24 protein-coding genes are annotated in these 26,048 nt (G+C 67.1%); 7 read left to right on the plus strand and 17 right to left on the minus strand.

Going from position 1 to position 26,048, the window contains the following annotated elements:
- Positions 1–81 precede the first annotated feature (81 nt).
- Complete coding sequence (locus AC1D1Y_RS22815; RefSeq protein WP_477684353.1) at positions 82–525, minus strand: flavin reductase family protein; 444 nt, start codon at positions 523–525, stop codon at positions 82–84.
- Between the two features lie 174 nt (positions 526–699).
- On the opposite strand from AC1D1Y_RS22815, the gene AC1D1Y_RS22820 reads away from it, so the two are divergent.
- Positions 700–1,554 carry a M14 family zinc carboxypeptidase gene (locus AC1D1Y_RS22820; protein WP_477684354.1) on the plus strand — a complete coding sequence of 285 codons (855 nt, stop codon included), beginning with the start codon at positions 700–702 and terminating at the stop codon, positions 1,552–1,554.
- Positions 1,555–1,582: 28 nt separating this feature from the next.
- On the opposite strand, the gene AC1D1Y_RS22825 is transcribed toward AC1D1Y_RS22820, so the two are convergent.
- The 10 genes from AC1D1Y_RS22825 to AC1D1Y_RS22870 all read right to left on the minus strand — a co-directional run bounded on the left by AC1D1Y_RS22825 (position 1,583) and on the right by AC1D1Y_RS22870 (position 11,973).
- Complete coding sequence (locus tag AC1D1Y_RS22825) at positions 1,583–2,401, minus strand: M55 family metallopeptidase (protein ID WP_477684355.1); 819 nt, start codon at positions 2,399–2,401, stop codon at positions 1,583–1,585.
- Entirely contained in the window at positions 2,398–3,489 is a 1,092-nt protein-coding gene (locus AC1D1Y_RS22830; protein WP_477684356.1) for a DmpA family aminopeptidase, read from the minus strand. Before AC1D1Y_RS22830 ends, AC1D1Y_RS22825 begins: the two co-directional genes overlap by 4 nt.
- 15 nt (positions 3,490–3,504) lie before the next feature.
- On the minus strand, positions 3,505–4,413 hold the full coding sequence (gsiD, locus tag AC1D1Y_RS22835; RefSeq protein WP_477684357.1) for a glutathione ABC transporter permease GsiD: 909 nt from the start codon (positions 4,411–4,413) through the stop codon (positions 3,505–3,507).
- Positions 4,410–5,330 (minus strand): glutathione ABC transporter permease GsiC, encoded by a 921-nt coding sequence (gsiC, locus tag AC1D1Y_RS22840; RefSeq protein ID WP_477654438.1) that lies wholly within the window; start codon positions 5,328–5,330, stop codon positions 4,410–4,412. Before gsiC ends, gsiD begins: the two co-directional genes overlap by 4 nt.
- A gap of 41 nt (positions 5,331–5,371) precedes the next feature.
- Positions 5,372–6,922, minus strand: a complete 1,551-nt coding sequence (gsiB, locus tag AC1D1Y_RS22845) for a glutathione ABC transporter substrate-binding protein GsiB (protein WP_477684358.1) — start codon at positions 6,920–6,922, stop codon at positions 5,372–5,374.
- Between the two features lie 85 nt (positions 6,923–7,007).
- Entirely contained in the window at positions 7,008–8,876 is a 1,869-nt protein-coding gene (locus AC1D1Y_RS22850) for a dipeptide ABC transporter ATP-binding protein (protein WP_477684359.1), read from the minus strand.
- Complete coding sequence (locus tag AC1D1Y_RS22855; RefSeq protein WP_477684375.1) at positions 8,873–9,838, minus strand: isoaspartyl peptidase/L-asparaginase family protein; 966 nt, start codon at positions 9,836–9,838, stop codon at positions 8,873–8,875. The genes AC1D1Y_RS22850 and AC1D1Y_RS22855 overlap by 4 nt, the downstream gene beginning before the upstream one ends.
- A gap of 50 nt (positions 9,839–9,888) precedes the next feature.
- Positions 9,889–10,845 carry a MurR/RpiR family transcriptional regulator gene (locus tag AC1D1Y_RS22860; protein ID WP_477684360.1) on the minus strand — a complete coding sequence of 319 codons (957 nt, stop codon included), beginning with the start codon at positions 10,843–10,845 and terminating at the stop codon, positions 9,889–9,891.
- Positions 10,846–11,003: 158 nt separating this feature from the next.
- On the minus strand, positions 11,004–11,306 hold the full coding sequence (locus AC1D1Y_RS22865; RefSeq protein WP_477684361.1) for a hypothetical protein: 303 nt from the start codon (positions 11,304–11,306) through the stop codon (positions 11,004–11,006).
- Between the two features lie 100 nt (positions 11,307–11,406).
- Positions 11,407–11,973 (minus strand): flavodoxin family protein, encoded by a 567-nt coding sequence (locus AC1D1Y_RS22870; RefSeq protein ID WP_477684362.1) that lies wholly within the window; start codon positions 11,971–11,973, stop codon positions 11,407–11,409.
- An 86-nt stretch (positions 11,974–12,059) separates the two neighbouring features.
- On the opposite strand from AC1D1Y_RS22870, the gene AC1D1Y_RS22875 reads away from it, so the two are divergent.
- Complete coding sequence (locus AC1D1Y_RS22875) at positions 12,060–12,485, plus strand: VOC family protein (protein ID WP_477684363.1); 426 nt, start codon at positions 12,060–12,062, stop codon at positions 12,483–12,485.
- Here AC1D1Y_RS22875 and AC1D1Y_RS22880 read toward each other — a convergent pair.
- Both AC1D1Y_RS22880 and AC1D1Y_RS22885 read right to left on the minus strand, forming a co-directional pair.
- Positions 12,482–13,117, minus strand: a complete 636-nt coding sequence (locus tag AC1D1Y_RS22880; protein ID WP_477684364.1) for a LysE family translocator — start codon at positions 13,115–13,117, stop codon at positions 12,482–12,484. The two genes, AC1D1Y_RS22875 and AC1D1Y_RS22880, sit on opposite strands and share 4 nt — an antisense overlap.
- A gap of 12 nt (positions 13,118–13,129) precedes the next feature.
- On the minus strand, positions 13,130–13,648 hold the full coding sequence (locus AC1D1Y_RS22885) for a hypothetical protein (protein WP_477684365.1): 519 nt from the start codon (positions 13,646–13,648) through the stop codon (positions 13,130–13,132).
- Between the two features lie 124 nt (positions 13,649–13,772).
- Here AC1D1Y_RS22885 and AC1D1Y_RS22890 point away from each other — a divergent pair, with 124 nt between their 5' ends.
- Complete coding sequence (locus AC1D1Y_RS22890; protein WP_477684366.1) at positions 13,773–14,723, plus strand: helix-turn-helix transcriptional regulator; 951 nt, start codon at positions 13,773–13,775, stop codon at positions 14,721–14,723.
- Here the strand turns inward: AC1D1Y_RS22890 and AC1D1Y_RS22895 are convergent, their stop codons facing one another.
- Positions 14,724–16,073: a D-amino acid dehydrogenase gene (locus AC1D1Y_RS22895; RefSeq protein ID WP_477684367.1), complete on the minus strand. Its 1,350-nt coding sequence runs from the start codon at positions 16,071–16,073 to the stop codon at positions 14,724–14,726. It lies immediately after the preceding gene.
- Between the two features lie 119 nt (positions 16,074–16,192).
- Here AC1D1Y_RS22895 and AC1D1Y_RS22900 point away from each other — a divergent pair, with 119 nt between their 5' ends.
- Both AC1D1Y_RS22900 and AC1D1Y_RS22905 read left to right on the plus strand, forming a co-directional pair.
- The gene (locus AC1D1Y_RS22900) at positions 16,193–17,137 is read left to right on the plus strand and encodes a LysR family transcriptional regulator ArgP (protein WP_477684368.1); all 945 of its coding nucleotides are present in this window, start codon (positions 16,193–16,195) and stop codon (positions 17,135–17,137) included.
- A 222-nt stretch (positions 17,138–17,359) separates the two neighbouring features.
- On the plus strand, positions 17,360–21,424 hold the full coding sequence (locus tag AC1D1Y_RS22905) for a PAS domain S-box protein (protein WP_477684369.1): 4,065 nt from the start codon (positions 17,360–17,362) through the stop codon (positions 21,422–21,424).
- 151 nt (positions 21,425–21,575) lie between these two features.
- On the opposite strand, the gene AC1D1Y_RS22910 is transcribed toward AC1D1Y_RS22905, so the two are convergent.
- Both AC1D1Y_RS22910 and AC1D1Y_RS22915 read right to left on the minus strand, forming a co-directional pair.
- Entirely contained in the window at positions 21,576–22,127 is a 552-nt protein-coding gene (locus tag AC1D1Y_RS22910) for a hypothetical protein (RefSeq protein ID WP_477684370.1), read from the minus strand.
- Between the two features lie 287 nt (positions 22,128–22,414).
- Positions 22,415–23,266: a metallophosphoesterase gene (locus tag AC1D1Y_RS22915; RefSeq protein ID WP_477684371.1), complete on the minus strand. Its 852-nt coding sequence runs from the start codon at positions 23,264–23,266 to the stop codon at positions 22,415–22,417.
- A 125-nt stretch (positions 23,267–23,391) separates the two neighbouring features.
- Between AC1D1Y_RS22915 and AC1D1Y_RS22920 the strand changes: the two genes are divergently transcribed.
- Together AC1D1Y_RS22920 and AC1D1Y_RS22925 are read left to right on the plus strand one after the other, a co-directional pair.
- Entirely contained in the window at positions 23,392–23,811 is a 420-nt protein-coding gene (locus AC1D1Y_RS22920; RefSeq protein WP_477684372.1) for a DUF1801 domain-containing protein, read from the plus strand.
- The gene (locus AC1D1Y_RS22925) at positions 23,808–24,230 is read left to right on the plus strand and encodes a VOC family protein (RefSeq protein ID WP_477684373.1); all 423 of its coding nucleotides are present in this window, start codon (positions 23,808–23,810) and stop codon (positions 24,228–24,230) included. Before AC1D1Y_RS22920 ends, AC1D1Y_RS22925 begins: the two co-directional genes overlap by 4 nt.
- 23 nt (positions 24,231–24,253) lie before the next feature.
- On the opposite strand, the gene AC1D1Y_RS22930 is transcribed toward AC1D1Y_RS22925, so the two are convergent.
- Positions 24,254–25,783, minus strand: a complete 1,530-nt coding sequence (locus AC1D1Y_RS22930; RefSeq protein WP_477684374.1) for a sensor histidine kinase — start codon at positions 25,781–25,783, stop codon at positions 24,254–24,256.
- Between the last annotated feature and the right edge of the window lie 265 nt (positions 25,784–26,048).

Genomic DNA, 26,048 nt, shown 5'->3' on the forward strand with positions numbered 1-26,048 from the left:
CATTCTGGTTATTGCTCCTTCCCCCTCTGGGGGAAGGTTGGGATGGGGGCTCTGCGAAAGGGGCGCGGCTAATGCCGCCGGCTACAACGGATGCTCTGTATAAAACTTGCCACCGTGGAACAGCAGCGGCGAGGCGCCCGCGCGGTGGCCGCAGCGCTCGACTTCACCCACGAAGATCACGTGGTCGCCTTCCTCGTAGCGGCTGCGGTTGAAGCACTCGAAGTGGGCGGCTGCGCCGTCCAGCAGCGGCGCGCCGCTGGCGCCTTCGGTGTGGGCCACGCCGTCCCAGCGGTCCGCGCGCCCACTGGCAAAGCGTTCGGCCAGCGCCTTCTGGTCGGCCGCGAGGATGTTGATCGCGTAGTGTGAGCCGGTGCTGAGCGCGGCCATGGAGCCGGCCGCGCGCGCCAGGCTCCAGAGCACCAGCGGCGGCTGCAGCGACACCGAATTGAAGGAGTTGGCGGTCAGGCCCACCAGCACGCCGGCCGGCGTGCGGGCGGTGACGATGGTGACCCCGGTGGCGAACATCGCCAGCGACGCCCGGAATTCTCGCTGTGAAAAACTGGGGCTGCTCGCTTGGCGAGGGATGGCGGGAGTCGGCATAGACGGCTAATTTAACTGATGCCGGCGGGACCTGTTTGCACCAGGGTCTAGGCGGGCCGGGCGGCGCAGGCCGCGGCGGCGCCGGTTAAACTTGCGGGCATGCCGTTTCGCCGCTTTGCCCCTTGCCTGCTTGCTACTTATTTAATAGCGACAGGCGCCCAAGCCGCTTCGCCTTGCGCCGAATACGCGGCCAAACTGCCGAACGTCAAGCGCGAACTTTGCGATGCGGCCCAACTGCAGCCCTCGGGCGCGCGCTCGGTCGGCGGGCAGGCGCTCTGGGTGCGCGACATCAAGCCGGACAACGCCAGCCTGCGCGTGCTGGTGGTGGGCGCCATCCACGGCGACGAGCTGTCCTCGGGCGCGGTGGCCCTGCACTGGATCAAGCTGGCCGCGCAGCCGCCGCAGGACGCGCCCCAGGTGGTCCACTGGCGTTTTGTGCCGGTGCTCAATCCCGACGGCGTGCTCTCCAGGCCGCCGCGCCGCGTCAATGCGCATGGCGTGGACCTGAACCGCAATTTCCCGACCCCCAACTGGGAACGCGACGCCAGGGTCTACTGGGAAAAACGCACGGGCAAGGACCCGCGCCGCTGGCCTGGCCCCAAGCCGCTGTCCGAACCCGAGTCGCGGTTTCTGCACGAGCAGATGCAAAGCTTCAAGCCCCAGCTCATCGTCAGCATCCATGCGCCTTACGGCGTGCTCGACTTCGACGGCCCTTCGGTGCCGCCCTCGCGCCTGGGGCGGCTCTACCTGGACCAGGTCGGCATCTTCCCGGGTTCGCTGGGCAACTACGGCGGCATCCACAAAGGCGTGCCGGTCGTGACCATCGAACTGCCCAACTCCACGCGCACCCCGCTGGATGCCGAGATGCGCCAGATGTGGCTRGACCTGCTGCGCTGGATGAGCGAGCGGGGGGTGGGGCAACAGGGCGTGGAACATACGCCGCGCGTGCCTTAGAGCGGCTCTTAATCCTCGAAAAAGGTTTCTAGCGCAACATGCTGGACATGGCCGACAGGCTGTTGACCATGCGCACCGCGGCTTCCACCGAGGGCGCGTCGAAGCCGACCTCATCCCCGTCCAGCCGGCGCAGGGCCGGCCATTGGCAAAACAGGTCGGCCAGCGCCGGCGACTGGGTCTGGATGCGTACCGCGACAGGGCCTTTCAGCACATAAGGGCGGGCTGAGCCGTACTGCGCCAAGGCCGTGGCCACGCCGGCGCGAATGGCGCCGCAGGCCTGGGCCGGGGACAGGCTGATGCCGCTGGTCTGGCCGGTAGCCCGCTTGGTTTGCACAAAGGTGGCATGCGGAAACAGCGGGCGGTGCTCCTCGATGAACACATCGTCGCCGCTGGCCATCACCACCGGCACACCGTACTCGCCGGCCAGCGCGCCATAAATCCCGGCCTCGCCCAGCTCGATGCCGTTGAAGTACACGCGGGCAAAGGCAAAGCTGTTGATGGTGTGCGCCAGGATGCCGCGGCCTTGGGCGCGCGAGTGGTAGCCGATCATGCAGACGGCGTTCACGCCGCCGTCGACGCCGGCCATCATGCTCAGGTAGCGCGGCTTTCCCATGACGGCCTGGGCGCGCGCATCCAGCAGCTCGGCCGGCATGTTGCGAAAACTTCCGTGTGAATCGTTGACCAGCACCTCGGTGGCGCCCGCGTCGAAGGCGCCGGCAATGGCGGCGTTGGCCTCGTGCGTCATCAGCAGGCGGGCGCGTTCGTACTCGGGATTGCCGGCGCGCACCTGTTCGTGGTGAAAGACGCCGGCAACGCCTTCGATGTCGGTGGAGATCAGGACTTTCATGGGGAATCCGGTGAAGGTGAAGAGGGAGAAAGTGGAGAGAGGGATGAAGAGGGCCAGCCGGGCAGCAGGTCGTGCAGCGCGTTGCGCCGGTGGCCGTCGCGGCCGGTGACGGCGCGGGCCTGCCACAGGGCATGGAGGATGGCTTGCTCGGTGCTGTCGGCAACCGCCTGGAACAGCGGGTCGATCAAGCCGTCGTGCAGCATCGCCACGGCGGGCATGGGCCTGGCGGTTTGCTGCGGCACGGTGTAGGCGGTGGAAAACGCCAGGGCGATGTCGCCGCTGCCGTGGCCGAACACCGACCCGGTGCGGGCCAGCCCGGCGCCGGCGCGCAATGCCAGCCGGCGCAGCTGGCGCGCGTCAAGCGGCGCGTCGGTGGCGACCAGCAGGATGATGGAGCCTTTTTCGGGCTCTACCGCTTGCGCCTGATGCGCCGCCAGCCGCGCACCCAGTGCCTGGCCGGCCATGACCAGTTGCGGCAGCTGGCCGTAGTTGGCCAGCACCAGCGCGCCGACGGTGTGCTCACCACCCGCCGGTACCGCCACGCGGCGCGAGGCCGTGCCCACGCCGCCTTTGAGCCCGAAGCTTGACATGCCGCGCCCCGCGCCGACCGAACCTTCTTCGACGTCCACACCGGCCTGCGCGCAGGCCTGCAGGTAGTGCTGCTCCGTGACGGCCATGCGCTGGATGTCGTTGAGAAAGCCGTCGTTGCATTCAAACACCAGCGGGTTGACCGTGGGCAGGCCGCGCCCTGTTTCGGGATTGGCGGCAACGCACTGCCGGATCTGCGCGGTGGCCACGGCGGCGACCGAAAAGGTATTGGTGAGCGCAATCGGCGTTTCCAGCACGCCGAGCTCGTCGACCTGAAGCAGGCCCACGCTCTTGCCGAAGCCGTTGAGCACGACGGCCGCGGCCGGGACCCGGTCGCGGAACAGGTCGCCGGCATGGGGGCGCACCACCGTCACGCCCGTTTGCACCTCGTTCGCGTCCAGCGTGCAATGGCCCACGGTGACGCCGGCGACGTCGGTGATGGCGTTGCGGGGCCCCTGCGGCAGGCTGCCGATGCGGGGCAGCAGGTGGCGCGGTGTCACGAAACCTTGCCCCGCTTACTGGCGGTCGATCTTGGGGTCCAGCGCATCGCGCAGGCCGTCGCCCAGCAGGTTGAAGGCCAGCACGGTCAGGAAGATGGCCAGGCTGGGGAACAGCGCGATATGCGGCGCATTGAGCATGTCGGCGCGCGCCTCGTTGAGCATGGCGCCCCATTCCGGCGTGGGCGGCTGCGCGCCCAGGCCGAGGAAGGAAAGGCTGGCGGCCGTGATGATGGAGGTGCCTATGCGCATGGTCAGGTACACCACCACCGACGACACCGTGCCCGGCAGCAGATGGCGCAGCATGATGACCGAGTCGGGCGCGCCTATGGAGCGCACCGCCTCGATGTAGGTCTGGTGCTTCAGCGAAAGCACGTTGCCGCGCACCAGGCGCGCAAACGCCGGCACGCTGAAGACGGCCACGGCCATGATCACGTTGATCATGCCGTTGCCCAGGATCGCGACGATCCCGATGGCCAGCAAGATGCCGGGAAAGGCAAACAGCACGTCGGACATGCGCATGACGATGCGGTCCCACCAGCCTTCGTAGTAGCCCGCCAGCAAGCCCAGCAGCGTGCCGATCACAGCGCCCACGGCCACCGAGACCAGGCCCGCGGCCAGGGAAATGCGCGCGCCCATCAGGATGCGGCTGAAGATGTCGCGCCCCAGCGCGTCCACGCCGAACCAGTGCTTGGCCGAGGGCGGCGTGTTCAGGGCGTCGTAGTCGAAGAAGTTCTCGGCGTCGAAAGGGCTCAGCCAGGGCGCGAGCACCGCGACGAGCACCAGCAGCAGCACAAAACCGCCGGCCACGAGGGCCACGTGCTGCTTCTTGAATTTCCGCCAGAACTCGGCGGCGGGCGTGCGCACGGCGAGGGCGGCCGGCGGCCCGTCCGCAGCGGCGGGGCTTGGGGTTTCGGTGGTGTTCACTTGAAGCGGATGGTCGGGTTGATGATGGCGTAGAGCATGTCCACCACCAGGTTGATCAGGATGAATTCGAGCGAGAACAGCAGCACCAGCGCCTGGATCACGGGGTAGTCCCGCATCTCCACCGCGTCGACCAGCAGCCGGCCCATGCCGGGCCAGTTGAACACGACCTCGACGACGATGGAGCCGCCCAGCAGGAAGCCGAACTGCAGGCCCATCATGGTGACCACCGGAATCAGCGCGTTGCGCAGCGCGTGCTTCACGACCACCACGGTTTCGGACAGGCCCTTGGCGCGCGCCGTGCGCACATAGTCTTCCTTGAGGATGTCGATGAAGGAGCTGCGCGTGAAGCGCGCCATCACGGCCGCCACCCCCGCGCCCAGCGTGAGGGACGGCAGGATGTAGTGCCGCCACGAATCGGCCCCGACGGTGGGCAGCCAGCCCAGCTGCACCGAGAAAAACTGCATCAGCAGCATGCCCAGCGCGAACGAGGGAAAGGAGATGCCCGAGACCGCCAGCGACATGCCCAGCCGGTCGGGCCAGCGGTTGCGCCACACCGCCGACACCATGCCCAGCACCAGCCCCAGCAGCACCGACCAGCCCATGGCCGCGATGGTGAGCCAGAAGGTGGGGGCAAAGCGCTCCGAGATCTCCGTGGCCACGGGCCGCTTGGTGCGGATGGACAGGCCGAAGTCACCCTGCAGCGCATGGCTGAAAAAGCGCACGAACTGCTGCGGTATCGGCAGGTCCAGTCCCAGGTCGCGGCGCACCAGCTCCACGGTTTCAGGTCCCGCGTCGGGCCCGGCGGCCAGGCGCGCCGGATCGCCGGGCAGCAGGTGCACGAACAGGAACACCAGCACGGCCACGATCAGCAGCGTCGGCAGCAGGCCCAGCAGGCGCTTGAGAAGGTAGTAGGTCATGCGGTGAGCGCGTTTTTGTCAGGAGGCTGTTGCGGCCGGGATTACTTGAGTTCGACTTCGTCGAAGTTGAAGCTGCCGTCGGGGATCACGTAGAAGCCGGCCAGGTTGCGCGCACGCACCGAGAGCAGCCGTTCGGTCACCAGGAAGGCCCAGGGTGCGTCTTTCCAGATGCGCTGCTGGGCGTCGGTGTACAGCTTCGCCTTCTCCGCGCCGCTGGTGGTGACCAGCGCCTTGGCGATGTCGGCATCCACTTCGGGGTTCTTGTAGTAGGCGGTGTTGAACATCTTCGGCGGCAGGGACTCGGAGGCCAGCAGGGGACGCAGGGCCCAGTCGGCTTCACCGGTGGACGAGGACCAGCCCACGTAGTACATGCGCACCGGAGCCGTGGCGGGGTCCTGCGCGCTTTCCACGCGCTCCACACGCTGGCCGGCTTCGAGCGCCTGCACCTGCACCTTGATGCCGACCTGGGCCAGCTGCTGCTGCACGAACTGGATCACCTTCTGCGCTGTGGTGTAGTTGTAGGCCGACCACAGGGTGCTTTCAAAACCGTTGGGATAACCGGCTTCCTTCAGCAGCTCGCGCGCCTTGGCCGGGTTGTAGGGCCAGGGGCCCAGCTTGGCGGCGTATTCCACGCCGTGGGGCACCACGCCTTCGGCGGGAATCGCATAGCCCGAGAAGGCCACCTTGACCAGCGCTTCCTTGTTGATCGCGTAGTTGATGGCTTCACGCACCTTCGGGTTGTCGAAGGGCTTTTGCTGCGTGTTCATCGAGAGGTAACGATGGATGATGGATGGCGCGCTCGTCACCTCCAGGCTCGGCTTCTTCGACAGGCTGTCCACCGTTTCGGGCGGCATCGGGAAGGCGAAGTGGGCCTCGTTGGTCTGCATCATGGCCGCGCGCGTGTTGTTGTCCACGACTGGGCGCCAGGTGATGCTGTCCACCTTGGGATAGCCCTTTTTCCAGTAGCCGTCCCACTTGGCGACTTTCAGGTAGTCGGTGGCCTTCCACTCGACGAACTTGAAGGGGCCTGTGCCCACGGGGTTTTGCGCGATGCCCTTGCTGCCGTACTTGGCCAGCGCCGCGGGCGAAATCATCACGCCCGAGGGGTGGGCCAGTGTGTTGATGAAGGGCGAGAAGGGCTCCTTGAGCGTCACGCGCGCGGTGGTGGCGTCCACCGCCTCGGTCTTCGCGATGTTCTTGTAGAGGTTGTAGCGCTTGAGCTTGTTCTCGGGGTTGGTGACGCGGTCGAAATTGACTTTCACGGCCTCGGCGTTGAAAGGCGTGCCGTCATGGAACTTGATGCCGGACTTGAGCTTGAAGGTGTAGACCAGCCCGTCCTTGCTCACCGTGTGGCTCTCGGCCAGCACCGGCACCATCTTCATGTCCTTGTCGAAACCGTACAGGCCCTGGTAGAAGGATTTGGCCATGGCTTGCGACAGCGTGTCGTTGGCGTCATACGGATCGGTGCTGGTGAAATTGGACTGGACGGCCACGACCACGTCCTTGGCGGCATGGGCCGGCGCGGCGGCAAGGCATGCCAGGCCGATCAGGCCGGCCAGTGCGGCGGTGAGGGGGGAGAGACGGTTCTTCATGAAAAAACTCCTTGAGGCGAAACGAGGGGCAAACACGGGAGACAAAAGGGCAATGTGAAAGATGGGCGGTGGTCAATGAGGGTGGTCAATAAGGGCCTCCCACCGAATGCCGCGCGACAAAATGCCCCGGCGCCACCTGGTGCAGCGGCGCCGTTTGCGGCGCGTCGCCCATGGCGCGGATGGGGCTGGGGATCTCGTCGGCCATGAGTTCGCGCACGCCGCCGCGGCGGGCCGGGTCGGCGACCGGCACGGCCGCCAGCAGGCGCCGGGTGTAGGCGTGCTGCGGGTTCTCGAACACGGCGCGGCGCGGGCCGATCTCCACGATCTGGCCCAGGTACATCACGGCCACGCGGTGGCTGATGCGCTCGACCACCGCCATGTCGTGCGAGATGAACAGGAAGGCGACGCCGAATTCCTGCTGCAGGTCCAGCATCAGGTTGATGATCTGCGCGCGGATCGACACGTCCAGCGCCGACACCGCCTCGTCGGCGATCACCACCTTGGGGTTGAGCGCCAGTGCCCGCGCGATCGCCACACGCTGGCGTTGCCCTCCGGAAAATTCGTGCGGGTAGCGATGGGCCGCTTCGGCCGGCAAGCCCACCTTGCCCAGCAGCCAGCGCACGCGCTCCTGCGCCTCCTCGGGCGATGCGAGCTTGTGTATCAGAATGGGTTCCATGACCGAATAGCCGACCGTCAGCCGCGGATCAAGCGAGGCAAAAGGATCCTGGAACACGAACTGGATATCGCGGCGCAAGGCCTGCAGGGCCCGGCCCTTGAGCGCCGAAATGTCGCGCCCCGCGACCTCGACCTGGCCGCTGTTGAATTCCAGCAGCCGGGCCAGCGAACGGCCCGTGGTGGATTTTCCGCAACCTGATTCTCCGACCAGCGACAAGGTTTCACCGGCCTTGAGTTCGAAGCTGAGCTGCTCCACCGCATACACCTGCCGTTGCGCGCGCCCGAACAAGCCGCCCGCCAGCGGAAAGCGCGTGACCAGGTCCTGCACCTTGAGGACAGGCGGCAGGTCGTGGCGCACGGTGTCTGCGGCGCTGAGGGGCTGGCCGTCTTCGGCATCTTTGCCCTGCGGCGCGCCCGGCACCGCAAAGCGCGCCGGCAGGTCCTGCCCGTGCATGGCCCCGAGCCGGGGCACCGCCGCCAGCAAGGCCTGGGTGTAGGGTTGTTGCGGCCTGGCGAAGAGACTGGCACAGTCGCCTTCTTCCACCTTGTCGCCGCGGTACATCACCAGCACGCGGTCGGCAATTTCGGCCACCACGCCCATGTCGTGGGTGATGAAGATCACCGCCATGGCCAGTTCACGCTGCAGCTGCTGGATCAGCGCGAGGATCTGCGCCTGGATGGTCACGTCCAGAGCAGTGGTGGGTTCGTCGGCGATCAGCAGCGTGGGTTTGCAGGCCAGCGCCATCGCGATCACCACGCGCTGGCGCATGCCACCCGACAGCTGGTGCGGATGGCGCCCCAGCACGTTTCTGGCTTCCGGAATGCGGACCAGGTCGAGCATGCGCAGCGCTTCGGCCAGCGCCGCCTTGCGCGAAAGCCCCTGGTGCAGGCGTATCGATTCGGCGATCTGCTCGCCCACGGTGAACACCGGGTTGAGCGAGGTCATGGGCTCCTGGAACACCATGGCCAGGTCGGCGCCGCGCAGGCTGCGCATCTGCGATTGCGAAGCGCGCGCCAGGTCGAGGCGCTCGCCGTTGCGGCGTGTCAGCCACATGCTGCCGCTGCCCAGGCGTCCGCCGCCTTGCTCCACCAGGCGCATGAGGGCCAGCGAGGACACCGATTTGCCGGAGCCGGATTCGCCCACGATGGCGAGCGTTTCCCCGGCATCGACGTGAAAGCCGAGATTGCGCACCGCGTGCACGGTGCGTTGCTCATTGGAAAAACTCACACTGAGGTCCTGGACCTCGATGACGCGCTGGCGGCTTGGCACGGAGCTCATGCGGCGCATCCGTCGGTGTCTTTGGCATCGTCGGCGTAAATCGCGCTCACCGGCGCCTCGCCCACGCGGGCCCAGCCGCGGTACATGCCCTCGGTGTTGAAGGGAAGGCTCAGATTGCCTTGCGCGTCGACGGCGATCAGGCCGCCGCGCCCGCCGATGGCGGGCAGCACGTTCATGACCACTTCCCGGGCGGCCGCATCCAGCGGCATGCCGGCGTAGGCCATGCGCGCGCAGATGTCGTAGGCCGCCGCGGTGCGTATGAACATTTCGCCGGTGCCGGTGCAGGAAATCGCGGCCGTGCGGTTGTCGGCATAGGTGCCGGCGCCTATCAGGGGCGTGTCGCCGACCCGGCCGGCGCGCTTGTTGGTCATGCCGCCCGTGGAGGTGGCGGCGGCCAGGTTGCCCCGCGCATCAAGGGCCACGGCGCCCACGGTGCCGAATTTGCGGCCTTCGTCCAGGGGCGGCGCGCCGGCCGCGCTGGAGCGGAACACCAGGGCCGCGCCGTCGTGGTCCARCACGGCAGCGTCGGTCGCGAGTGCGCGCCGCAACTGCTCGCGGCGGGCYTCGGTCGAAAAGTAGTCGGGCGAGACCATTTCCAGCCCCTGCTCTTGGGCGAAGGCTTCGGCGCCGGCGGCCACCAGCAGCACATGCTCGCTATGTTCCATCACGGCACGCGCTGCGCGCACGGGGCGGCGCACGCGGTTCACGCAGGCCACCGCACCGGCGCGCAAGGTCGCGCCGTCCATCACGGCCGCGTCGAGTTCATGGGTTTCGTCGTGGGTGAAGACGGCGCCGTGCCCGGCGTTGAAGAGCGGGCAGTCCTCGAGCAGCTCCACAGCCAGGCTGACCGCATCGAGTGCGCTGCCGCCATCGGCCAGCAGCAGCTGCGCGGGCCGCAGGATGCCTTGCAGGGCGGCGTGGTAGGCCGCGTTTTGTTCCGTGCTGATGTGGCTGCGGCTCATGGTGCCGGCGCCGCCGTGGATGGCGATAAGGGGAAGGGGCTGGGGCCGTGTCACTTGGAAACCTTTGGCAATTTTGGGGTACGGGCTTTGCGGGAAGGCGGTGTTGCGGTGTCCGCATCGGCGCGCAGCCGGCCGGCATGGTTGCCGTGCAGCCAGGGCAGCACCGACTCGGCGAGTTGTGTCGCCGCCATGAGCGAACCTTTGCCGCTGTGGGCGACGGCGCTGCACAAGGCTTCGATCAAGGCCAGCACGGTGGCTTCGGAGTTCGCGAAATACTGGCTCTCGGTATGGGCATACAGCGCGACGGTGGCCAGGGGCGCCAGCGGCGATGTCACGCGGTCGGTCAGCGCCAGCACCGGCACGCCGGCGTCGCGCGCGCGGCGCGCCAGCAGGATGGTGTCGCCGAAATAGCGCGGGTAGGCGATGGCGATCAGCAGGTCTTCGGGCTTGAGGCGGGACAGCACGCGCGCGCCGTAGGAGGAGCTCTCCACGCTGGCCAGCAGCTGGACGTTGTCGCAATAAGGATCCAGCGAGCGCTGCAATAGCCCGCCCAGCCAGCTGCTGCTGCCAAAGCCGGCAATGTAGATGCGCCGTGCCTTCAGGATCGCCGCCACCGCCTGCTCGCAGCTCTGGGCGTCCAGCGATTGGCGTGTCAGTTCGATGTTGCGTTGGGTTTGCGCCAGGGCGGACGCAAACACGTCGGCCACCGTGGCGGAATGCTCCAGCTTGTTGCGCAGCTTCTCGACCGGGGCCAGCGTGGCTTCGAAGCCCAGCACCAGCGCGGCGCGGAACTGCGGGTAGCCGTCAAATTCAAGCGCCCGGGCGAAGCGGTTGGCGGTGGCCACGGAAACCCCCAGCGTGGCGGCCAGCTCGTCGATGGGCATGGTGGCTGCCTGCAAAGGGTGGGCCAGCACGTAGTCGGCCATCTGCCGGTGGGAGCGCGTCAGCGTCGGCAGCAGGCGCCCAATGCGCTGTGCCATCGAAGGGTTGCCGGGAAATGTCGCCATCAGGTCGGAGCTGAATTAAATGTATATAAATTTACAAACTAATTCATCATAGCGAAATATTTGATCATTTCCAATCGAATTCAGGCGACGACGCATTTGCGGTTTCGGTTTCTGTAGCGGGGGTGAGGGTGCCCGCCGTCCGGCGGGGCAGGGATGCGTCAGGACCCGAGCTTTTTATAGGCGCGGTCCATCTCCACGCTTTTGCTGGTGTCCTTGACGCCGCGCTTCAGGTCGCGCCCCGCCTGCTCGACGACGGGATTCGGTTTGGCATTCGTCATGTCCACCGCCTGGTCACGCTCGTGCGGCAGTTCCAGGCTGGATTCGACGGCGCCGTCCTTCAGGGTGTCCTGCTCGCCGGGACGCGAACGTTGCGCGCGCGGGTCTTTGGCGGGCATGCCTTTGCCGGAAGGAGGGGCGGCGGGCGTGCCCGAGCCGGGCTTGCCGCGTTGGGAAGAGGTCATGCCCCGACTGTGCGACAGCCGCCCGTCCCGGGCTGTCAGCCCGGCAAACCAGGCCCTGTAGGAAAAGGCCACGTGCCGCGCACCATGGCGCCGCGACGCTTCAGGCTGCCAGGAAGGTGGCGGCCTGCGCCACGGCCGCCGCGTCGGCCTTGACCGCATCGGGTGGGCCGCCCTTGCCCCAGAGTTCACCGCCGTAGTTCATGGCCATGAACTGCGCGCACAGCCGGATTGAATCGACCATGGGCTGGGCCTTGGCGCGGTCGCCGCTGGTGGTGACCAGCCACAGCGTCTTTTTCGCCATTTCTTCCTTGAAGGGCAGGCCGGGCACGCGCATCCAGGCGCTCCAGTGGTCCAGGTAGATCTTCAGCGGCGCGGGGATGCTGTACCAGTAGACCGGGGCCACGAACACGATGTCGGTCGCTGCCAGGGTCGCGTCCAGCAGGGTTTTCATGTCGCCTTCGGGCATGGGGTACTGGCCGGTGGTGTGGCGCTGGTCCACAAACAGCGGCATTTGCATGGAGGGCAAATGCTGCCAGGCCTGGGGCGTGCCGGCCGGCAAGGCCGCGGCGGCCTGCTGCGCGAGCCATTCGGTGTTGCCCAGCGCGCCGGGTTCGCGCGTGGAGGTGGTCAGGAAAAGGAATTGGGGCTTGTCATTCATGGCGGCCATGGTAGCGGCAGCCGCGGGCCCTTGCCTGTGCGGGGTCTGGGCCCGCGTGCCAGAATAAAGCCCCGTTTCACCTGGGCCGCCCCGCCATGATCCGTATTCGCGACATTGACCACATCGTCCTGCGGGTCTCGGACCTGATGGGAATGTTGCAGTTTTACCAGCAGGTGCTGGGCTGCAGCCTGGAGCGCCGGCAGGACGCGATCGGCCTGGTGCAGCTGCGCGCGGGGCGTTCGCTGGTGGACCTGGTGCCGGTGGACGGAACGCTGGGCCGGGCCGGCGGCGCGGCGCCGGGCAAGGAAGGCCACAACGTCGACCATGTCTGCTTTCGCGTGGAGCCCTTCGACGCCGGGGCCATACGCCGCCACCTGGCGGCCCACGGCGTGGACGCGGGCCCGGTGGAGTCGCGCTACGGCGCCGAGGGCGAGGGGCCTTCGATCTACCTCAAGGACCCCGAAGGCAATACCGTGGAATTGAAGGGCCCGCCCTGGCCCGCGGGCGGCGCCCAAGCCTAAAAGCGCGCCCAGCCTTGCCAGGCCGTGAAGGCCGCGCAGGCGATCAGCACCGCGCCCACTCCCCGTGCCATCACCACGCTGGCGGCCGGCCGGTCGGCCAGCCACTGGCGCGCGCCGGCGGCGGCCAGTGCCAGCGAGCCGTAAATACCGGTCTGGGTCAAGGCGATGATGAGGCCCAGCGCCACCGCCTGTATCCACAGCGAGCCGTATTCCAGCCGCAGGAACTGCGGAAAAATCGCCAGCATGAACAAATAGGCCTTGGGATTGAGCAGGCAGGTCAGCGCGGCCTGCCGGAAGGTGCGCCACGGCCGGGTCTGCTCCAGTGAGGGCAGGCTGCCGAACACCGAGGTGCTGCGCGTGAGCGACCAGCCTATCCAGGCGATATAGAGGCTCCCCGCGACCAGCATCACGTTGACCATGCCGGGCACCAGCCGCAGCACAAGGCCCAGTCCCAGCGCGCCGGCCACCACGTGGCACACACCGCCGGCCACTATGCCGCCGACCGCGAAGAGGCCGGCGCGGCGCCCGCCGGTCAGCGAGCTGGCCATGACAAAGGCCATGTCCATGCCGGGCAGGATGATGATGCCCAGCACCATCAGGAAAAACAGCCAGAGGTGGGCGAACTGGTCCATGGCGGCGATCTCCTAGCGCAGCGCGGAATAGGCGGGTCGGGCCAGTTCCATCACCCAGTTGGTTTCCCAGTGGCGGCCGCCGTCTTCGGAAAAGGCCTGCTCCCAGCGCGCGCTGACGGGCGTGATGCCGGACCAGGTAAAACGCACGCGCACCGGCCGGCCCTCGTGCATGTCGCTGCCCTCGAAGCGGCCTGTGCCGTCGGCAAACGCGCCGACCACGGGCGGCTGCATCAGGCCGTCGCTGTGGCTGACCCAGTAAATGCTCCAGAGCCGCGTCTGCGGGCTGAAAAAACGTAGCGCCATGCCTATGGTCCGGTTGCCCTCGGCGACCAGGTCGTTCATGTTGCCGAGCCCGCCGAGCAGCAGTGCGCCGTCCTGCACGGCCTCGAAACGCTCCCAGTCGGTGCAGCCGGCCAGGCGCTTTTTGAGCCGCTTGTTGCCGACCAGCCAGCGCCCGGTGATGAAGTTGAAGTCGTGCCGCCCGTCGCTGAGCTGCGGCGGGTCCAGGGGTCTGGTCAGGGTGCTGGTCATGGTGTTGGATAAAGCGCTTGTGGCGCCCCGTGATGCGTGGAGGGTGCTGGGTGGCTGTGGAAAAACCCAGTCTATGGATGTAATAGGGCTATTTCAGCCCTAATAAAGCGCTAGACTTTTCGCCATGTACTCCCCGACCACCCGTGTATTGACCGTGCTGGAACTGCTGCAGTCCCATGGGCGCATGAGCGGCGCCGAACTGGCGCGGCGGCTGGAGGTCGACGGCCGCACGCTGCGCCGCTATATCGCCAAGCTGGAAGACCTGGGCATCCCGGTGGTGGCCGAGCGCGGCCGCTACGGCTGCTACAGCCTGATCGCCGGCTTCAAGCTGCCGCCCATGATGTTCACCGACGACGAGGCCCTGGCGCTGTCGATAGGCCTGCTGGCCGCGCGCAGCCTGGGGCTGGCCGAGGCCGCGCCGGCCGCACAAAGCGCGCAGGCCAAGCTCGAGCGCGTGATGCCGCACAATCTGAAAAACCGCATACGCGGCCTGGGCGAGACGGTGACGCTGGACCTGCGTCCCGCGGACGCGCCCGGCGACAACACGGCTTTGCTGGCCCTGAGCGCCGCCGCCCACGGCTGGCAGCGCGTGCACATGGCTTACCAGTCGGCCGAGGGCGAGGTTACGGAGCGCGATTTCGACGCCTACGGCCTGGTGTTCCGCCGCGGCCGCTGGTATGCGGCGGGCTGGTGCCACCTGCGCGGGGCGCTGCGCTCATTCCGGCTGGACCGGGTGCGCGAGGTGCGGGCCCTCAATGTGGTGTTCACACCGCCGGCCGACTTCGACGCGGTGCAGCACCTGGCGCTGGGGCTGGCCACCATGCCGCGCAGCAACACCGTGCGGCTATTGCTGCGCACCGACCTGCAGACCGCGCAGATGGAGCTGCCCGACAGCGTCGGGGTGTTCCAGCCCAGCGAGGAGGGTGTGTTGCTGCACAGCCAGACCGACCACCTGGGCTGGTTTGCGCGGCAGCTGATGCGCCTGTCTTTTCCGTTCGACGTGCAGGAGCCTGTCGAGCTGCGTGCCGCGCTGCGCGAGCATGCCGAGCGGACGCTAGCGCAGCACGCGGCTTGATCAGGCGGCTTTGGTTTGCAAACGGCCGCTGCCGCGGCCCTGGCCGTAAAAGCCGAAATTCATGGCCGGCACTTCACCGCTGATCAGTTCGGCGATGRCCTTGCCCGAGCCCGCACCGTGCGTCCAGCCCAGCGTGCCGTGGCCGGCGTTGACCCACAGCCTGCCCACTTTGGTCTTGCCGATGTAGGGGATGTTGGTGGGCGTGGCGGGGCGCAGGCCGGTCCAGAAATGCGGCGTGCCGCCCTGTTCTTCAAGGCGGGTGTCGCAGACGCCCGGCAGCACTTCCTCGATGCGCTCGGCCAGCATCTTGCAACGGGCCTTGGCCAGCGGTGAGTCCAGCGAGAGGTCATAGCCGCCGACCTCGATGGTGCCGGCGACGCGCAGGTGGTCGCCGAGCCGGCTCATGGCGCATTTGACTTCGTCGTCTATGGCGCTGACAAAAGGCGCGAGTTCCGGCTTGAGCAGCTTGAAGGTGGCGCTATAGCCCTTGCCTGGATAGATAGGCAGGTCGACGCCCACGCTGCGCAGCAGCGGCGCCGTGTAAGAGCCGCAAGCCACGACGATTTCGTCGGCCTTGAGCCGGACCAGTTCTTCGTTCTCGCCGCGGATGGTGCGCGGGCGCACGGCGACGGATTCGATGGCGCCGCCGGTTTTTTCCAGCCGCGCTATGTCGTGGCCGTAGAGGAAACGCGCGCCCCGGTCGGCGCAGCGCTGCGCCAGCGCCTGGGTGAAGACGCGGGCGTCGCCGCTTTCGTCGCTGGCGGTGTAGGTGCCGCCCACGATGCGGTGCGCGAAGGACTTGAAGGCCGGCTCTATGGCCAGCAGTTCCGCCGTGCTCACCACGCGGCGCGCCACGCCGTATTTGCGCATCAGGGCTGCGGCCTCGCCGGCCGTATCGAAGGTTTTGGGGTCGGTGAAGTAGTGCGCGATGCCGCGCTCGAGGCGGTTGTATTCGATGCCGGTGGCGGCCACCACGTCCTTGAGCGCCGCGTGGCTGTAGGCGCCCAGCGCCACCAGCTGCTGCACGTTGCGCTCGAACGCGGTGTCGTTGCACTGCGCCAGGAACTGCAGGCCCCAGCGCCACTGCTGCCAGCCTTCGCCGAAGGGCAGCTGCGGGCGGAACAGCAGCGGGGCGTCGTCCCGGAACATCCATTTCAGCGCCTTGAGCGGCGCGTCCTTGTTGGCCCAGGGCTCGCAATAGCTGACGGAAATCTGCGCCGCGTTGCCGAAACTGGTTTCCAGCGCGGCGCCGGGCTGGCGGTCCACCACCGTGACCTCATGGCCGCGCTCAAGCAGATGCCAGGCGGTGCTCACGCCAATGATTCCGGCTCCCAAAACGACTACTTTCATCCGAACCCCTTTGCAAGCTTCAAGTGTGAAGGATGTTGCTTTCAATTAATAGAAAAATTAAACTCTCAGTGAAAACATCAGAACAGCTAATAGTGAACTGACCAGAGAGGGGATGCGGAATGAGTACTTTTGACCCGGACGCGCTTGAATGCCTGGCGGCGATTGTCGAGGAGGGCGGTTTTGAGCGCGCGGCCCAGCGTTTGTCCATCACCCAGTCGGCAGTTTCGCAGCGCCTGCGGGCATTGGAGGCCCAGGTCGGCACCGTGCTGATCGTGCGCAGCCGCCCGCTCAAACCCACCTCGGCCGGCCAGCTGTTGCTCAAACACACCAAAATGCTGCGCCTGTTGCGCGCCGACCTGGAGCGCGACCTGAAAGAACTGGCGCCCAGTTCGCTGGGCGGCGCGCGCGAAGAAGAGCGCATCTCGATCGCCATCAACGCCGACAGCATCGCCACCTGGGCCTTGCCGGCCCTGACCGAGCTGGTGCAGCAGGGGCTGCCCATGGAGATCATCCACGACGACCAGAATTTCACCCATGAATGGCTGCGCGAAGGCCAGGTGCTGGGCTGCGTGACCACGCTGAAGCAGGCGCTGCGCGGCTGCAAGGTGGAGCCGCTGGGCGCGATGCAGTACATCGCGGTGGCGGCGCCGGCCTTCGCGCAAAACCGCCTTGGCCTGCGCGACGGCGCGGGCGACAGGCAGGCCGCGCCCGGGTTGACGCAGTACAACTTCCGCGAGGTGCCCTTCATCGCCTTCAACCGCAAGGACGAGCTGCCGGTCGATTTTGTCAGCAAGGCCTTCGGGCTCAAGCGCGTCACCCTGAACCAGCTGTTCGTGCCCTCGTCGGAAGGCATGGTCCGGGCCGTGCTGGCGGGCTGGGGCGTCAGCGTGGTGCCGCGCCTGCTCGCGCAGGGCCTCATTGACCAGGGCCAGCTCGTCAATGTGGCGCCCCATTACACGCTGCCCATCCAGCTTTATTGGCATTGCTGGAACCTGGAGTCCGAAGTCCTGGACGCCTTGACGGCCGCGCTCAAGCAGTCGGCGGCCCAGTCGCTGGTGCCGTAACGCAGCGCTGCGGCAGCGATGCCTGGGGCTGAAACCAGCCCCTTGGTATTCAATTTCCCGCCGTACGGGCCCGCCTGACCCTGTAGGACAGCGCCGAAGACTGCCACTAAAGGCCTCAATTCGGGGACTAATCCCATTTACAAAAGCCGGGTGGGTGCGCACACTGCAGAAACTATGCAGGGCGCGCCGCGGCATGGCAGGGAAAGGCACAAGGTAACAGGAATGCTGGGATGGCTCGGGCTGCGTACCCGTCTGGTTCTGCTGGTGCTGCTCGCGCTGCTCCCCGTCTTCGGCCTGCTTGTCTATTCCGCGGAGCAAAGCCACCGGGCCGCGTTGCGGCTGGCGCAGTCGGACCTGCTGTCGGATGTCCTGATGCTCTCGACCCGCGAGCAGCGCACGGTGGACATGGTCCACGAGCTGCTCAACGGTATCGCCAGCGGGCCGCACATCAAAAAACCGGTGCCCGGCCTATGCGACCAGCACCTGAAAAACCTCCACGCCGAACATCCCGAGTTCACCAATATGGGCCTGGCCGCGCCCGATGGACAGCTGCTGTGCGACGCGCTGGGCCGGGCCAAGGATTTGCGCGCCGATGACAGGCCTTATTTCCGGCAGGTCATGGCGGGCCAGCGCTTCGCGGTGGGCCGCTATGCCGTAGGCCGCGCCAGCGGGCGTCCCGGCATCGGTTTCGCGGTGCCCGTGCGCAACGAAGCCGGGAACATCAGCGGCGTGGCCTTCGCGGTACTGGGGCTGCCCGCGCTGGCGGAATCGCTGGCGGACGCGCCCACCATGCCGGGCGCCCGCCTGTCCGTGCTGGACCGGGACGGCACGGTGCTGGCCGTGTCCCCGCCGGCGCCGTCCTGGCTGGGCCAGCCGCACCCGGATCCCATCGTGCAACAGGCGGTGCGGGAGCGCCGGCAAGGGGTTCAGCATGCGGCGGGCATACAGGGCGCGCAGCGGGTCTACGCCGTGGCGCCCGTGCCGGGTGGCGGACGCGAGGGCCTCGTCGTGGCGATCAGCGTTCCGGAAGCGGTGATCGCGGCGCCCAGTCATGAGGACCTGGTTCTCGAATTGCTGGCGCTGGCGGCAATGGCGCTGATCGGCGTGGCCTGCGCGCGCTGGATGGGCAACCGGCTGATCGTCAACCCCGCCAAGGCGATCCTGAAAGAGGCCAACGAGGTGGCCCAGGGCAACCTGGGGGCGCGTGTCAGGCTGGGTCCGCTGTACCAGGGCGAGCTCGGCGAAATCGGGCGGACCTTCAACCGCATGGCCGAGTCGCTGCAGGCCCGGCAGCGGGAACTCGACGCCATGCTGGACCGCGTCGACAAGGAGCGGTCCCTGCTGGACCTGATCCTCAACAGCATGAACGAGGGGGTGATCGCCACGGACACCGAAGGCCGCTTCCTGCTGTTCAACGCCACGGCACGCGTGCTGTTCAACGCGGCGCCGGATGCCGGCATGCGGATAGCGGACTGGCGCCGCGGCCATGAGCTGCTGATGCTGGACGGCAAGACGCCCTACCCCACGCCCGAACGCCCGCTGACCCAGGCCGCGCGCGGCGTCCGCATCGACAACTGGGACCTGGTGTTTCGCCGGCCAGGCGCGGAGGACAGGGTGCTGCGCATCAGCACCCGGCCGCTGCGCGACGCCGCCGGCATGCTGGTCGGCGGCCTGGTCGTGTTCAACGACATCACCGTCCAGAAGGCGGCGGAAAACTTCGCGCGGGCGCAGGAGCAGGTGCTGGCCCTGATCGCCGGCGGGGCGCCCCTGGCGCAGTCGCTGGAAGCCATCGTCCGCCTGATTGAAGACAGCTCGCCGGACAGCCTGTGCTCCATCCTGCTGGTGGAGGACGGCAAGCTGCACCTGGGCGCCGCGCCCAGCCTGCCCGACCGCTACAACCAGGCCATCGAAGGCCTGCCTGTCGGTGAGGGTGTGGGGGCCTGCGGCACCGCCGCGTTCCGCAACCAGCTGGTGGTGGTGGAAGACACGCAGAGTGACCCGCTGATGCAGGACTACCGCGAGCTGATGCGGGAGCACGGCCTGCTGGCCTGCTGGTCCATGCCGGTGGTGTCGACCGACGGCGAGGTGCTCGCGACATTCGCGATCTACCGCGCATACCCGTGCAGGCCACAGGCCGCGGAGATCGAGCTGATCGCCATCGCCGCGCGCCTGGCCGGCATCGCGCTGGCGCGCGTGCGCGCCGAGGCGGCCCTGGTCAGCAGCCAGGCGCGCTTTCGCGAACTGGCGGAAAACATCCAGGACGTTTTCTACAACGTGGATCCGCGCACCGGCCGCCTCCTCTACATCAGCCCCGCCTATGAAAAGGTCTGGGGCCGCAGCCGCGAAAGCCTGTTTGCCGACCCTCTTTCGTACGCCGATGTCGCGTTGCCGGAGGACACCCATTTGCTCAAGGACGCCAGGAAGCGCAATCGCACCGGGCAAGCCTCCGACACCGAATACCGCATCCGGTCCACGGACGGCCAGATTCGATGGATACGGGACCACGCCTACCCGGTGATGAGTGCTTCCGGCGAGCTGGAGCGTGTGGTGGGCACGGCGCGCGACATCACCGACCGCAAGCTCGCCGACCTGGCGCTGGCCAGCACCAACCGGGCGCTGCAGATGCTGAGCCGCTCCTGCATCGCCATCAACCGCGTGGACGAGGAAAGCGAACTGCTGGCCGAGGTATGCCGCGTCGCCGTCGACGTGGGGGGCTATCGCATGGCCTGGGTGGGGTATGCGCAGGACGACGCGGAGCGCCGCATCCAGCCCATGGCCCACGCCGGTGACGAGAACGGCTATCTTGCGGCGATCCGCCTGAGCTGGCGCGATGACGATGCCACCGGCCAGGGCCCGGCGGGCCAGGCCGTGCGCAGCGGGCAGCCCCAGCAGACCGGCGACATCAGGCAGGCCGAGAGCCGGTTCTACTGGCACGCACCGGCCCTGGAGCGCGGGTTTCTCAGCGCGATCTGCCTGCCGCTGCGCGACGGCCCGCGCAGCTTCGGCGTGCTGTGCCTGTATTCGGCCGAGGCGCAGCATTTCAGCGCCGATGAAGTCAGGCTGCTGCAGGAGCTCGCGGACAACCTGGCTTTCGGCGTCATCGGCTTGCGCGCGCGGCTGGAGCGCCGGCGCAGCCAGGAGTCCGAGCGGCAGGCCGTCATCAAGATACGCGAGCAAGCTTCGCTGCTGGACCGGGCGCAGGACGCCATCATGGTCCGCAACCTCGACCGGACCATACGCTTCTGGAACAAGGGCGCCGAGCGCCTTTATGGCTGGACGGCCGAAGAGGTGCTCGGCAAGAGCATGGAAACGTTCATGTACCCCGATCCCCAGGTGCTGATCGACAGCATGGCCCGGACAGTGGCCAACGAGGGCGACTGGAACGGTGAGCTTGAGCAGCGCGCGCGCGACGGCTCGGTGGTGTGCATCGAAGCGCGCTGGACGGTGGTGCGCGACGAGCGGGGCCAGGTCAACGGGGTGCTGGGCATCAACACCGACATCCACGAACGCAAGCGCGCGCGCGAGGAAATCCTGCGCCTCAATGCCAGCCTGGAGGAGCGCGTGCAGCAGCGCACCGCCCAGCTCGAATTCGCCAACAAGGAGCTGGAGGCTTTTTCCTATTCGGTGTCGCACGACCTGCGCAGCCCGCTGAGCGCCGTGGACGGCTTCAGCGACCTGCTGGAGCGGGCCATGGCCAAGGCCGAAAGCAGCCCCCTGACCGAACGCAGCCGGCATTACCTGGCGCGCATACGCGCGGGGGTTTCACAAATGGGCGAGTTGATCGACGCGATGCTCACGCTGGCGCAGGTGTCGCGCTCCAGCCTGCGCTGGGAGCGGGTCGATCTCAGCGCGGTGGCCGAAGGCCTGCTGGCCGGCTACCGCGAGCGCGAACCCGACCGTGCCGTGCGCCTGCATGTCGAACCCGGCGTGACGGGCCAGGGCGACCCGCGGTTGCTCAAGCAGGTGCTCGACAACCTGATCGGCAATGCCTGGAAGTTCAGCGCCAAACAGGAATACACCGAGATCAGCTTCGGCCGCGAAACCGGCAAGGACGGCGAGACGGTGTACTTCGTGCGCGACCAGGGCGCGGGCTTTGACATGGCCTATGTCGAAAAGCTGTTCGGCGCCTTCCAGCGCCTGCATGCGCTGTCGGAGTTCGCCGGCACCGGCGTCGGCCTGGCCACGGTGCAGCGCATCATCGCGCGCCACGGCGGCAAGGTGTGGGCCGAGTCACAGCCGGATAAAGGCGCGACGTTTTATTTCACGCTTGGTGTGGAGACGCTTTAACCACCCCTGTCCAAGCTCACTGCGTGTAGCTTGTTCCCCCTCAAGGGGGCGGCGCCTGCGGTCTGGCAAAGCCAGTCCCGCGGCCCCTGTTGATATTGAACGGCTTGCTTCGCGCGCCTGGGGCGCTGCATGCAATGCGCAGGCGGGGGGTCTAAAAAGTTTTTTGCTGGAGTGTTTCGCGCAGGGTTTGCGCCTTGTCGGCGTCARACTGCCCCTCAACCCGTGCCAGCACCTCGCCTTGGCGGTTGACCACCACGGCGTAGACCTGGTCGGTGCTGCCCAGGCCGGCGGAGCGCACGAAGCTGGCGCGGTCGGTGAACACCGGCACCAGTTTGGCCCGCTCGGTGTCGGCCGGGTAGTGTTGAAGCAGCCTGTTTTCAACTGCGCTGCGGCCCGTCATCGTGCCGGGGTCGTTGACCACCGGCATGCGCATCCAGGTGATCGAAGGGTCGTTGCGCAGATTCATGCCCTGGATCCAGCTCTCGACCTGGGCGTGCTGGCCGCGCCGGAAGGTGATCAGTGCAAGGGTGCGGTCAGAGGGCAGGCCCTCGGGTACGGTGACCGGCTGTCGCAGCAGGGTTTGCGCCATGAAGGCCGGCAGGCGGCCCWTCACGCTGGAGTCATTGGGCGCCGCAAGCGCGAGTGCAAAGGCCAGGCCGGCGGCGGCAAGCCAGGCGCCAAGATAGGACACGTTGCTTTTCATGGTGCTCTCCCCGATAAGGGTGCGGTGCAGGAAGTCCTGCATGAACCCTTCATGCAAGATACATGCAAGCCGAACGGCGCGCAAACCCACAATTGGAACAAAGTGTTATCACCTTGTGAGGACGCTTTGCTTCCGCGTTGCAGGCCATCGTTGGGTCATGCGCCGCGCGGGAAGTTCAAAAAAAAGTGGCGCGGCCGAATGCGCCATGGCGCTATGACTTTAGTCAGCAGCGGCGTGCGGACGGCGCGCTGATAAGAATGCTATTGGACTGCTATTGGACTGTTGAGCTATTGGCCGATGCCGATCAGCAGTTCAGGCAAATAGCCCTCCTGCTCGCCCTTGCGCGCATAGCCCAGCGGATTGGCGACGACGCGGCAGCCTCGGCTGGTGTAGTCGATCGCGCAGTGCAAATGGCCGTGCAGCCACAGGTCGGCCAGCGGCAGCAGTTCATCGAGGGCGTTGCAAAACCCCGCCGTGCCCGGTGCCAGGCCGTAGCGCGGGTCGGCGCTCAGCAGGCTGGGCGCGAAGTGGGTCACGGCCACCGTGGGGCCGTCGAAGGGCTGGGCCAGCGCCTGCCGCAGCCAAGCCTGGCTTTTCAGGCCCTGCTCGCGCACATCGGTTGCCAGCAGGGGCTCTCCGCCTCTGAACGAATGATTTTTACTGAGGTAGAAATTAGCGGCGCGAAAGGCTTTCTCGCGTGCCTTCAGCTGTTCACCCAATGTGATGTCCGCCTCCTGGGCCTGGCCCCCGCTCAGCGCGTCGAAGTCGGTCCACAGCGTGCTGCCCACAAAACGGATGCCCCGCAGCACCACGATTTCCTGCTCCAGCCAGACCATGCCCAGCCGCTCGCAAGTCTCGCGCAGCCTCGCATGGGTGGCGTCAAAGTCCAGGCCGTCGTACTCGTGGTTGCCCGGCAGGAAGAGCACCGGGGTCGGCCAGCCTGCGCCACCCTGGGCCACGGGCAGGGGCGAAAAACGCGCCAGGCCGAAATCGGCGACGCTGCGTTCGCCCAGCAGCGAGCCCTGCTGGTAGGAGCCAATGTCGCCCGCCAGCACCAGCAGGTCGGCGCCAGGCACCGGCCTGGCCGTGAAATCGGGATTGCTTTCGAGATGCAGGTCTGACAGTAGCTGGATGTTCACCCGTCGATTGTGCGGGAAGACGGACCCTGTTCCGGGCGAGGGCTTTTTGCTTGCGCCGCCGCAAGCCCCTGCGCTGCGCTAGATTCCATAGGGTATGGCATGAAGCTATGGAACGGGAGCCGCTTGTGAAGCAGATCGAGATCAGGAACGCCGCCGTGGCGCAGACCTTCGCGGCCTATCCGCCGGACTTGCGGCGCCGGTTGATGCTGCTGCGCGGGCTGATCCTGGACACCGCGGCCGCCACGCCCGGCGTCGGCGAGATCGAGGAAACGCTCAAGTGGGGGGAGCCTGCCTACCTCACGTCGGCCAGCAAAAGCGGCAGCACCCTGCGCCTGGGGCCGGTCAAATCCAGCCCTTCGCAGTACGCCCTCTACTTCAACTGCAAGACCACGCTGGTGGACACCTTCCGCACGCTGTTTCCGCGGGAGCTCCGTTATGAGGGAAACCGGGCCATCGTGCTGGATGCCGCCGACGCGCTGCCGCGTGATGCGCTGGCGTTCTGCATCCAGGCGGCCTTGACGTATCACCGGAGGAAATCCGTATGAAACCGCGTATCACCCTGATTACCCTGGGCGTTGACGACCTTGAGCGCTCGCTGGTTTTTTACCGCGACGGCCTGGGGCTGGCGACGCCCGGTATCGTCGGTAAGGAATTCGAGCACGGCGCCGTCGTCTTCCTCGACCTGCAACCCGGCCTCAAGCTGGCGCTGTGGCCGCGCGGCAGCCTGGCGCACGACACCGGCATGCCGCCCTCGCGGCGCGGCGTGCCGGGTTTTTCACTGGCGCACAACGTGGCCTCGCAGCAAGAGGTGGACGCGGTGATGGCCGAGGCCGCGAAAGCCGGCGCCGTGATCACCAAGCCGGCAAGCGCGACCTTCTACGGCGGCTATGCCGGCTACTTCCAGGATCCGGACGGCCATCTCTGGGAAGTGGCGTGGAATCCGCAGTTTGAGCTGGCCGATTAGGGTCGCCGCGGGCCTGGGTGATGTCAGGCCAGCGGCGCCGGAAGCCGCACCGTGAAGGTCGTTCCCTGCCCGGGCTGGCTGCTGACCTCGATCTCGCCCTTGTGCAGGTCCACGCATTCCTTGACGATGTGCAGGCCTATGCCAGTGCCGGAAATATTGCCCACGTTGGTGCCGCGATGAAAGCTGCCGAACAGGCGCGGCAGGTCGGCCTCCGGAATGCCTATGCCCTGGTCGCTGATGCGCAGGTGCATCTGCTCGCCGACGCCGCGGACCGCGAATTTCACCGGCGTGTCCGGGTCTGAATACTTGAGCGCGTTGCCCAGCAGGTTGATCACCACGTGGCGCAACAGCTGCTGGTCCGCCGTGCGCGGCGCGTCCAGCCCGTCGCAGGTGAGGGATACGCGCGCGGCCTGCGGGTTGCCGCGCTCGAGCTCGGCCATCACCTGCACCAGCCAGTCGGGCACCACCAGCGGGGCCGCCTCGAACTTGAATTTGCCCAGCTCCAGGCGGCTGGTCAACAGCACCTGCTCGACCATGTTGTTCATGCGCGCCACGGCGGTCTTGATCTGGCCCAGCAGCTCGCGGCGCTCTTCGGCCGGAAAGCTCGCCCCGTAGGCATCGAGCAGTTCCACCGACGACAGGATGGCGGCCAGCGGCGTGCGGAACTCGTGCGAGGTGACCGCCACGAAGCGCGACTTGAGCTCCGACAACTCGCGCTCATGCGCCAGCGCCTTGAGCATGTCTTCCTCCGCCTGGCGCTTGAGTGTCACGTCGGTCAGGAAGTTGAGTGTGGCGGGCGTGCCCTCCCATTCAAACATCACCGCGCTGATCTCGAGCCAGCGCGTGATGCTCTGGCTGTGCTGCACGCGGAACTGGTAGTGGTTTTCGACGCTCTCCCCGCGCAGGCGCTTGCGGTGGTTGCCGAGCACCCGCTCGCGGTCGTCGGGGTGGATGAATTCGATGAAGGGCCGGGACTTGGCGGTTTCCTCGTCCAGCGCGGTGAGTTTCAGGGCCTTGGGGTTGGCATAGAGGATGCGGCCGCCGGCCGTGACCAGGATGCCCTCGCTGACGTTTTCGACCACCGCGCGGTACTTGGCCTCGGAGTCGGTGCGCCGGCCTATCTCCACGCGCAGCTGTTTGGAGGTGTCGAGCTGCCAGGTGATGTTGGTGGCCAGGTGGATGACGCGCAGCAGCTGCCCCGAAGGGCTGTGGATGGGCAGCGCGCGCTGGCTCAGCCTTGCGACGTCGCCGTTGGGCCTGCGCACGCGGTATTCCTCGCTGCGCTTGATGACGGCTTGCTGCAGCTGCCGCACCCGGTCGAGGTCCGCGGGGTCGACCTGGTCCAGCCATTGCCACGCATCGCCCGCCAGTTTCTCGGCCGACAGGCCCCAGAAGATCTCAAAAGCCGGGTTGGTGTAGCTGATGCGGCCGCTGGCCGGGTCCCAGGACCAGAGCATGGCGTCGATATTGGCGGCGACCTGCCGCAGCAATTCCTCGCCCGGCAACGAAGCAGGCGTCACAGCCGTCGTCGATGCGGGGGAGGGGGCGGACATGCAGGGAGCATAGCCGTTCGGGAGGCGTGATTTCCTCCCGTTAAACCCCGGCTGGAGTGGCCTGTGGATCAAACTATGCATGTTCTGCATGGGTTTGGGCCCGTCTTAGGCTTGAAACCCTAGGGAAAACCCTTATTCTTGATCCATCGCCAACTTTTCACCCCCTGCCGGGTGACTTTCGACATGTATAGCCTGTTTGCCCAGATCGCCCGCTTCCTGCCTTCCGCCGCCGGCGTGGCCCCCGTCAATGGTGTGGCCCATAACC

It is taken from the genome of Polaromonas sp. P1_G1 (genome assembly GCF_056405595.1).

Bases quoted from the DNA above. Each gene is read 5' to 3' on its own strand.
- AC1D1Y_RS22815 (WP_477684353.1), bottom strand. From the start codon at position 525: ATGTTCGCCACCGGGGTCACCATCGTCACCGCCCGCACGCCGGCCGGC.
- AC1D1Y_RS22825 (WP_477684355.1), bottom strand. From the start codon at position 2,401: ATGAAAGTCCTGATCTCCACCGACATCGAAGGCGTTGCCGGCGTCTTT.
- gsiC (WP_477654438.1), bottom strand. From the start codon at position 5,330: ATGACCTACTACCTTCTCAAGCGCCTGCTGGGCCTGCTGCCGACGCTG.
- gsiB (WP_477684358.1), bottom strand. From the start codon at position 6,922: ATGAAGAACCGTCTCTCCCCCCTCACCGCCGCACTGGCCGGCCTGATC.
- AC1D1Y_RS22850 (WP_477684359.1), bottom strand. From the start codon at position 8,876: ATGAGCTCCGTGCCAAGCCGCCAGCGCGTCATCGAGGTCCAGGACCTC.
- AC1D1Y_RS22860 (WP_477684360.1), bottom strand. From the start codon at position 10,845: ATGGCGACATTTCCCGGCAACCCTTCGATGGCACAGCGCATTGGGCGC.
- AC1D1Y_RS22865 (WP_477684361.1), bottom strand. From the start codon at position 11,306: ATGACCTCTTCCCAACGCGGCAAGCCCGGCTCGGGCACGCCCGCCGCC.
- AC1D1Y_RS22870 (WP_477684362.1), bottom strand. From the start codon at position 11,973: ATGGCCGCCATGAATGACAAGCCCCAATTCCTTTTCCTGACCACCTCC.
- AC1D1Y_RS22875 (WP_477684363.1), top strand. From the start codon at position 12,060: ATGATCCGTATTCGCGACATTGACCACATCGTCCTGCGGGTCTCGGAC.
- AC1D1Y_RS22880 (WP_477684364.1), bottom strand. From the start codon at position 13,117: ATGGACCAGTTCGCCCACCTCTGGCTGTTTTTCCTGATGGTGCTGGGC.
- AC1D1Y_RS22885 (WP_477684365.1), bottom strand. From the start codon at position 13,648: ATGACCAGCACCCTGACCAGACCCCTGGACCCGCCGCAGCTCAGCGAC.
- AC1D1Y_RS22890 (WP_477684366.1), top strand. From the start codon at position 13,773: ATGTACTCCCCGACCACCCGTGTATTGACCGTGCTGGAACTGCTGCAG.
- AC1D1Y_RS22900 (WP_477684368.1), top strand. From the start codon at position 16,193: ATGAGTACTTTTGACCCGGACGCGCTTGAATGCCTGGCGGCGATTGTC.
- AC1D1Y_RS22905 (WP_477684369.1), top strand. From the start codon at position 17,360: ATGCTGGGATGGCTCGGGCTGCGTACCCGTCTGGTTCTGCTGGTGCTG.
- AC1D1Y_RS22925 (WP_477684373.1), top strand. From the start codon at position 23,808: ATGAAACCGCGTATCACCCTGATTACCCTGGGCGTTGACGACCTTGAG.
- AC1D1Y_RS22930 (WP_477684374.1), bottom strand. From the start codon at position 25,783: ATGTCCGCCCCCTCCCCCGCATCGACGACGGCTGTGACGCCTGCTTCG.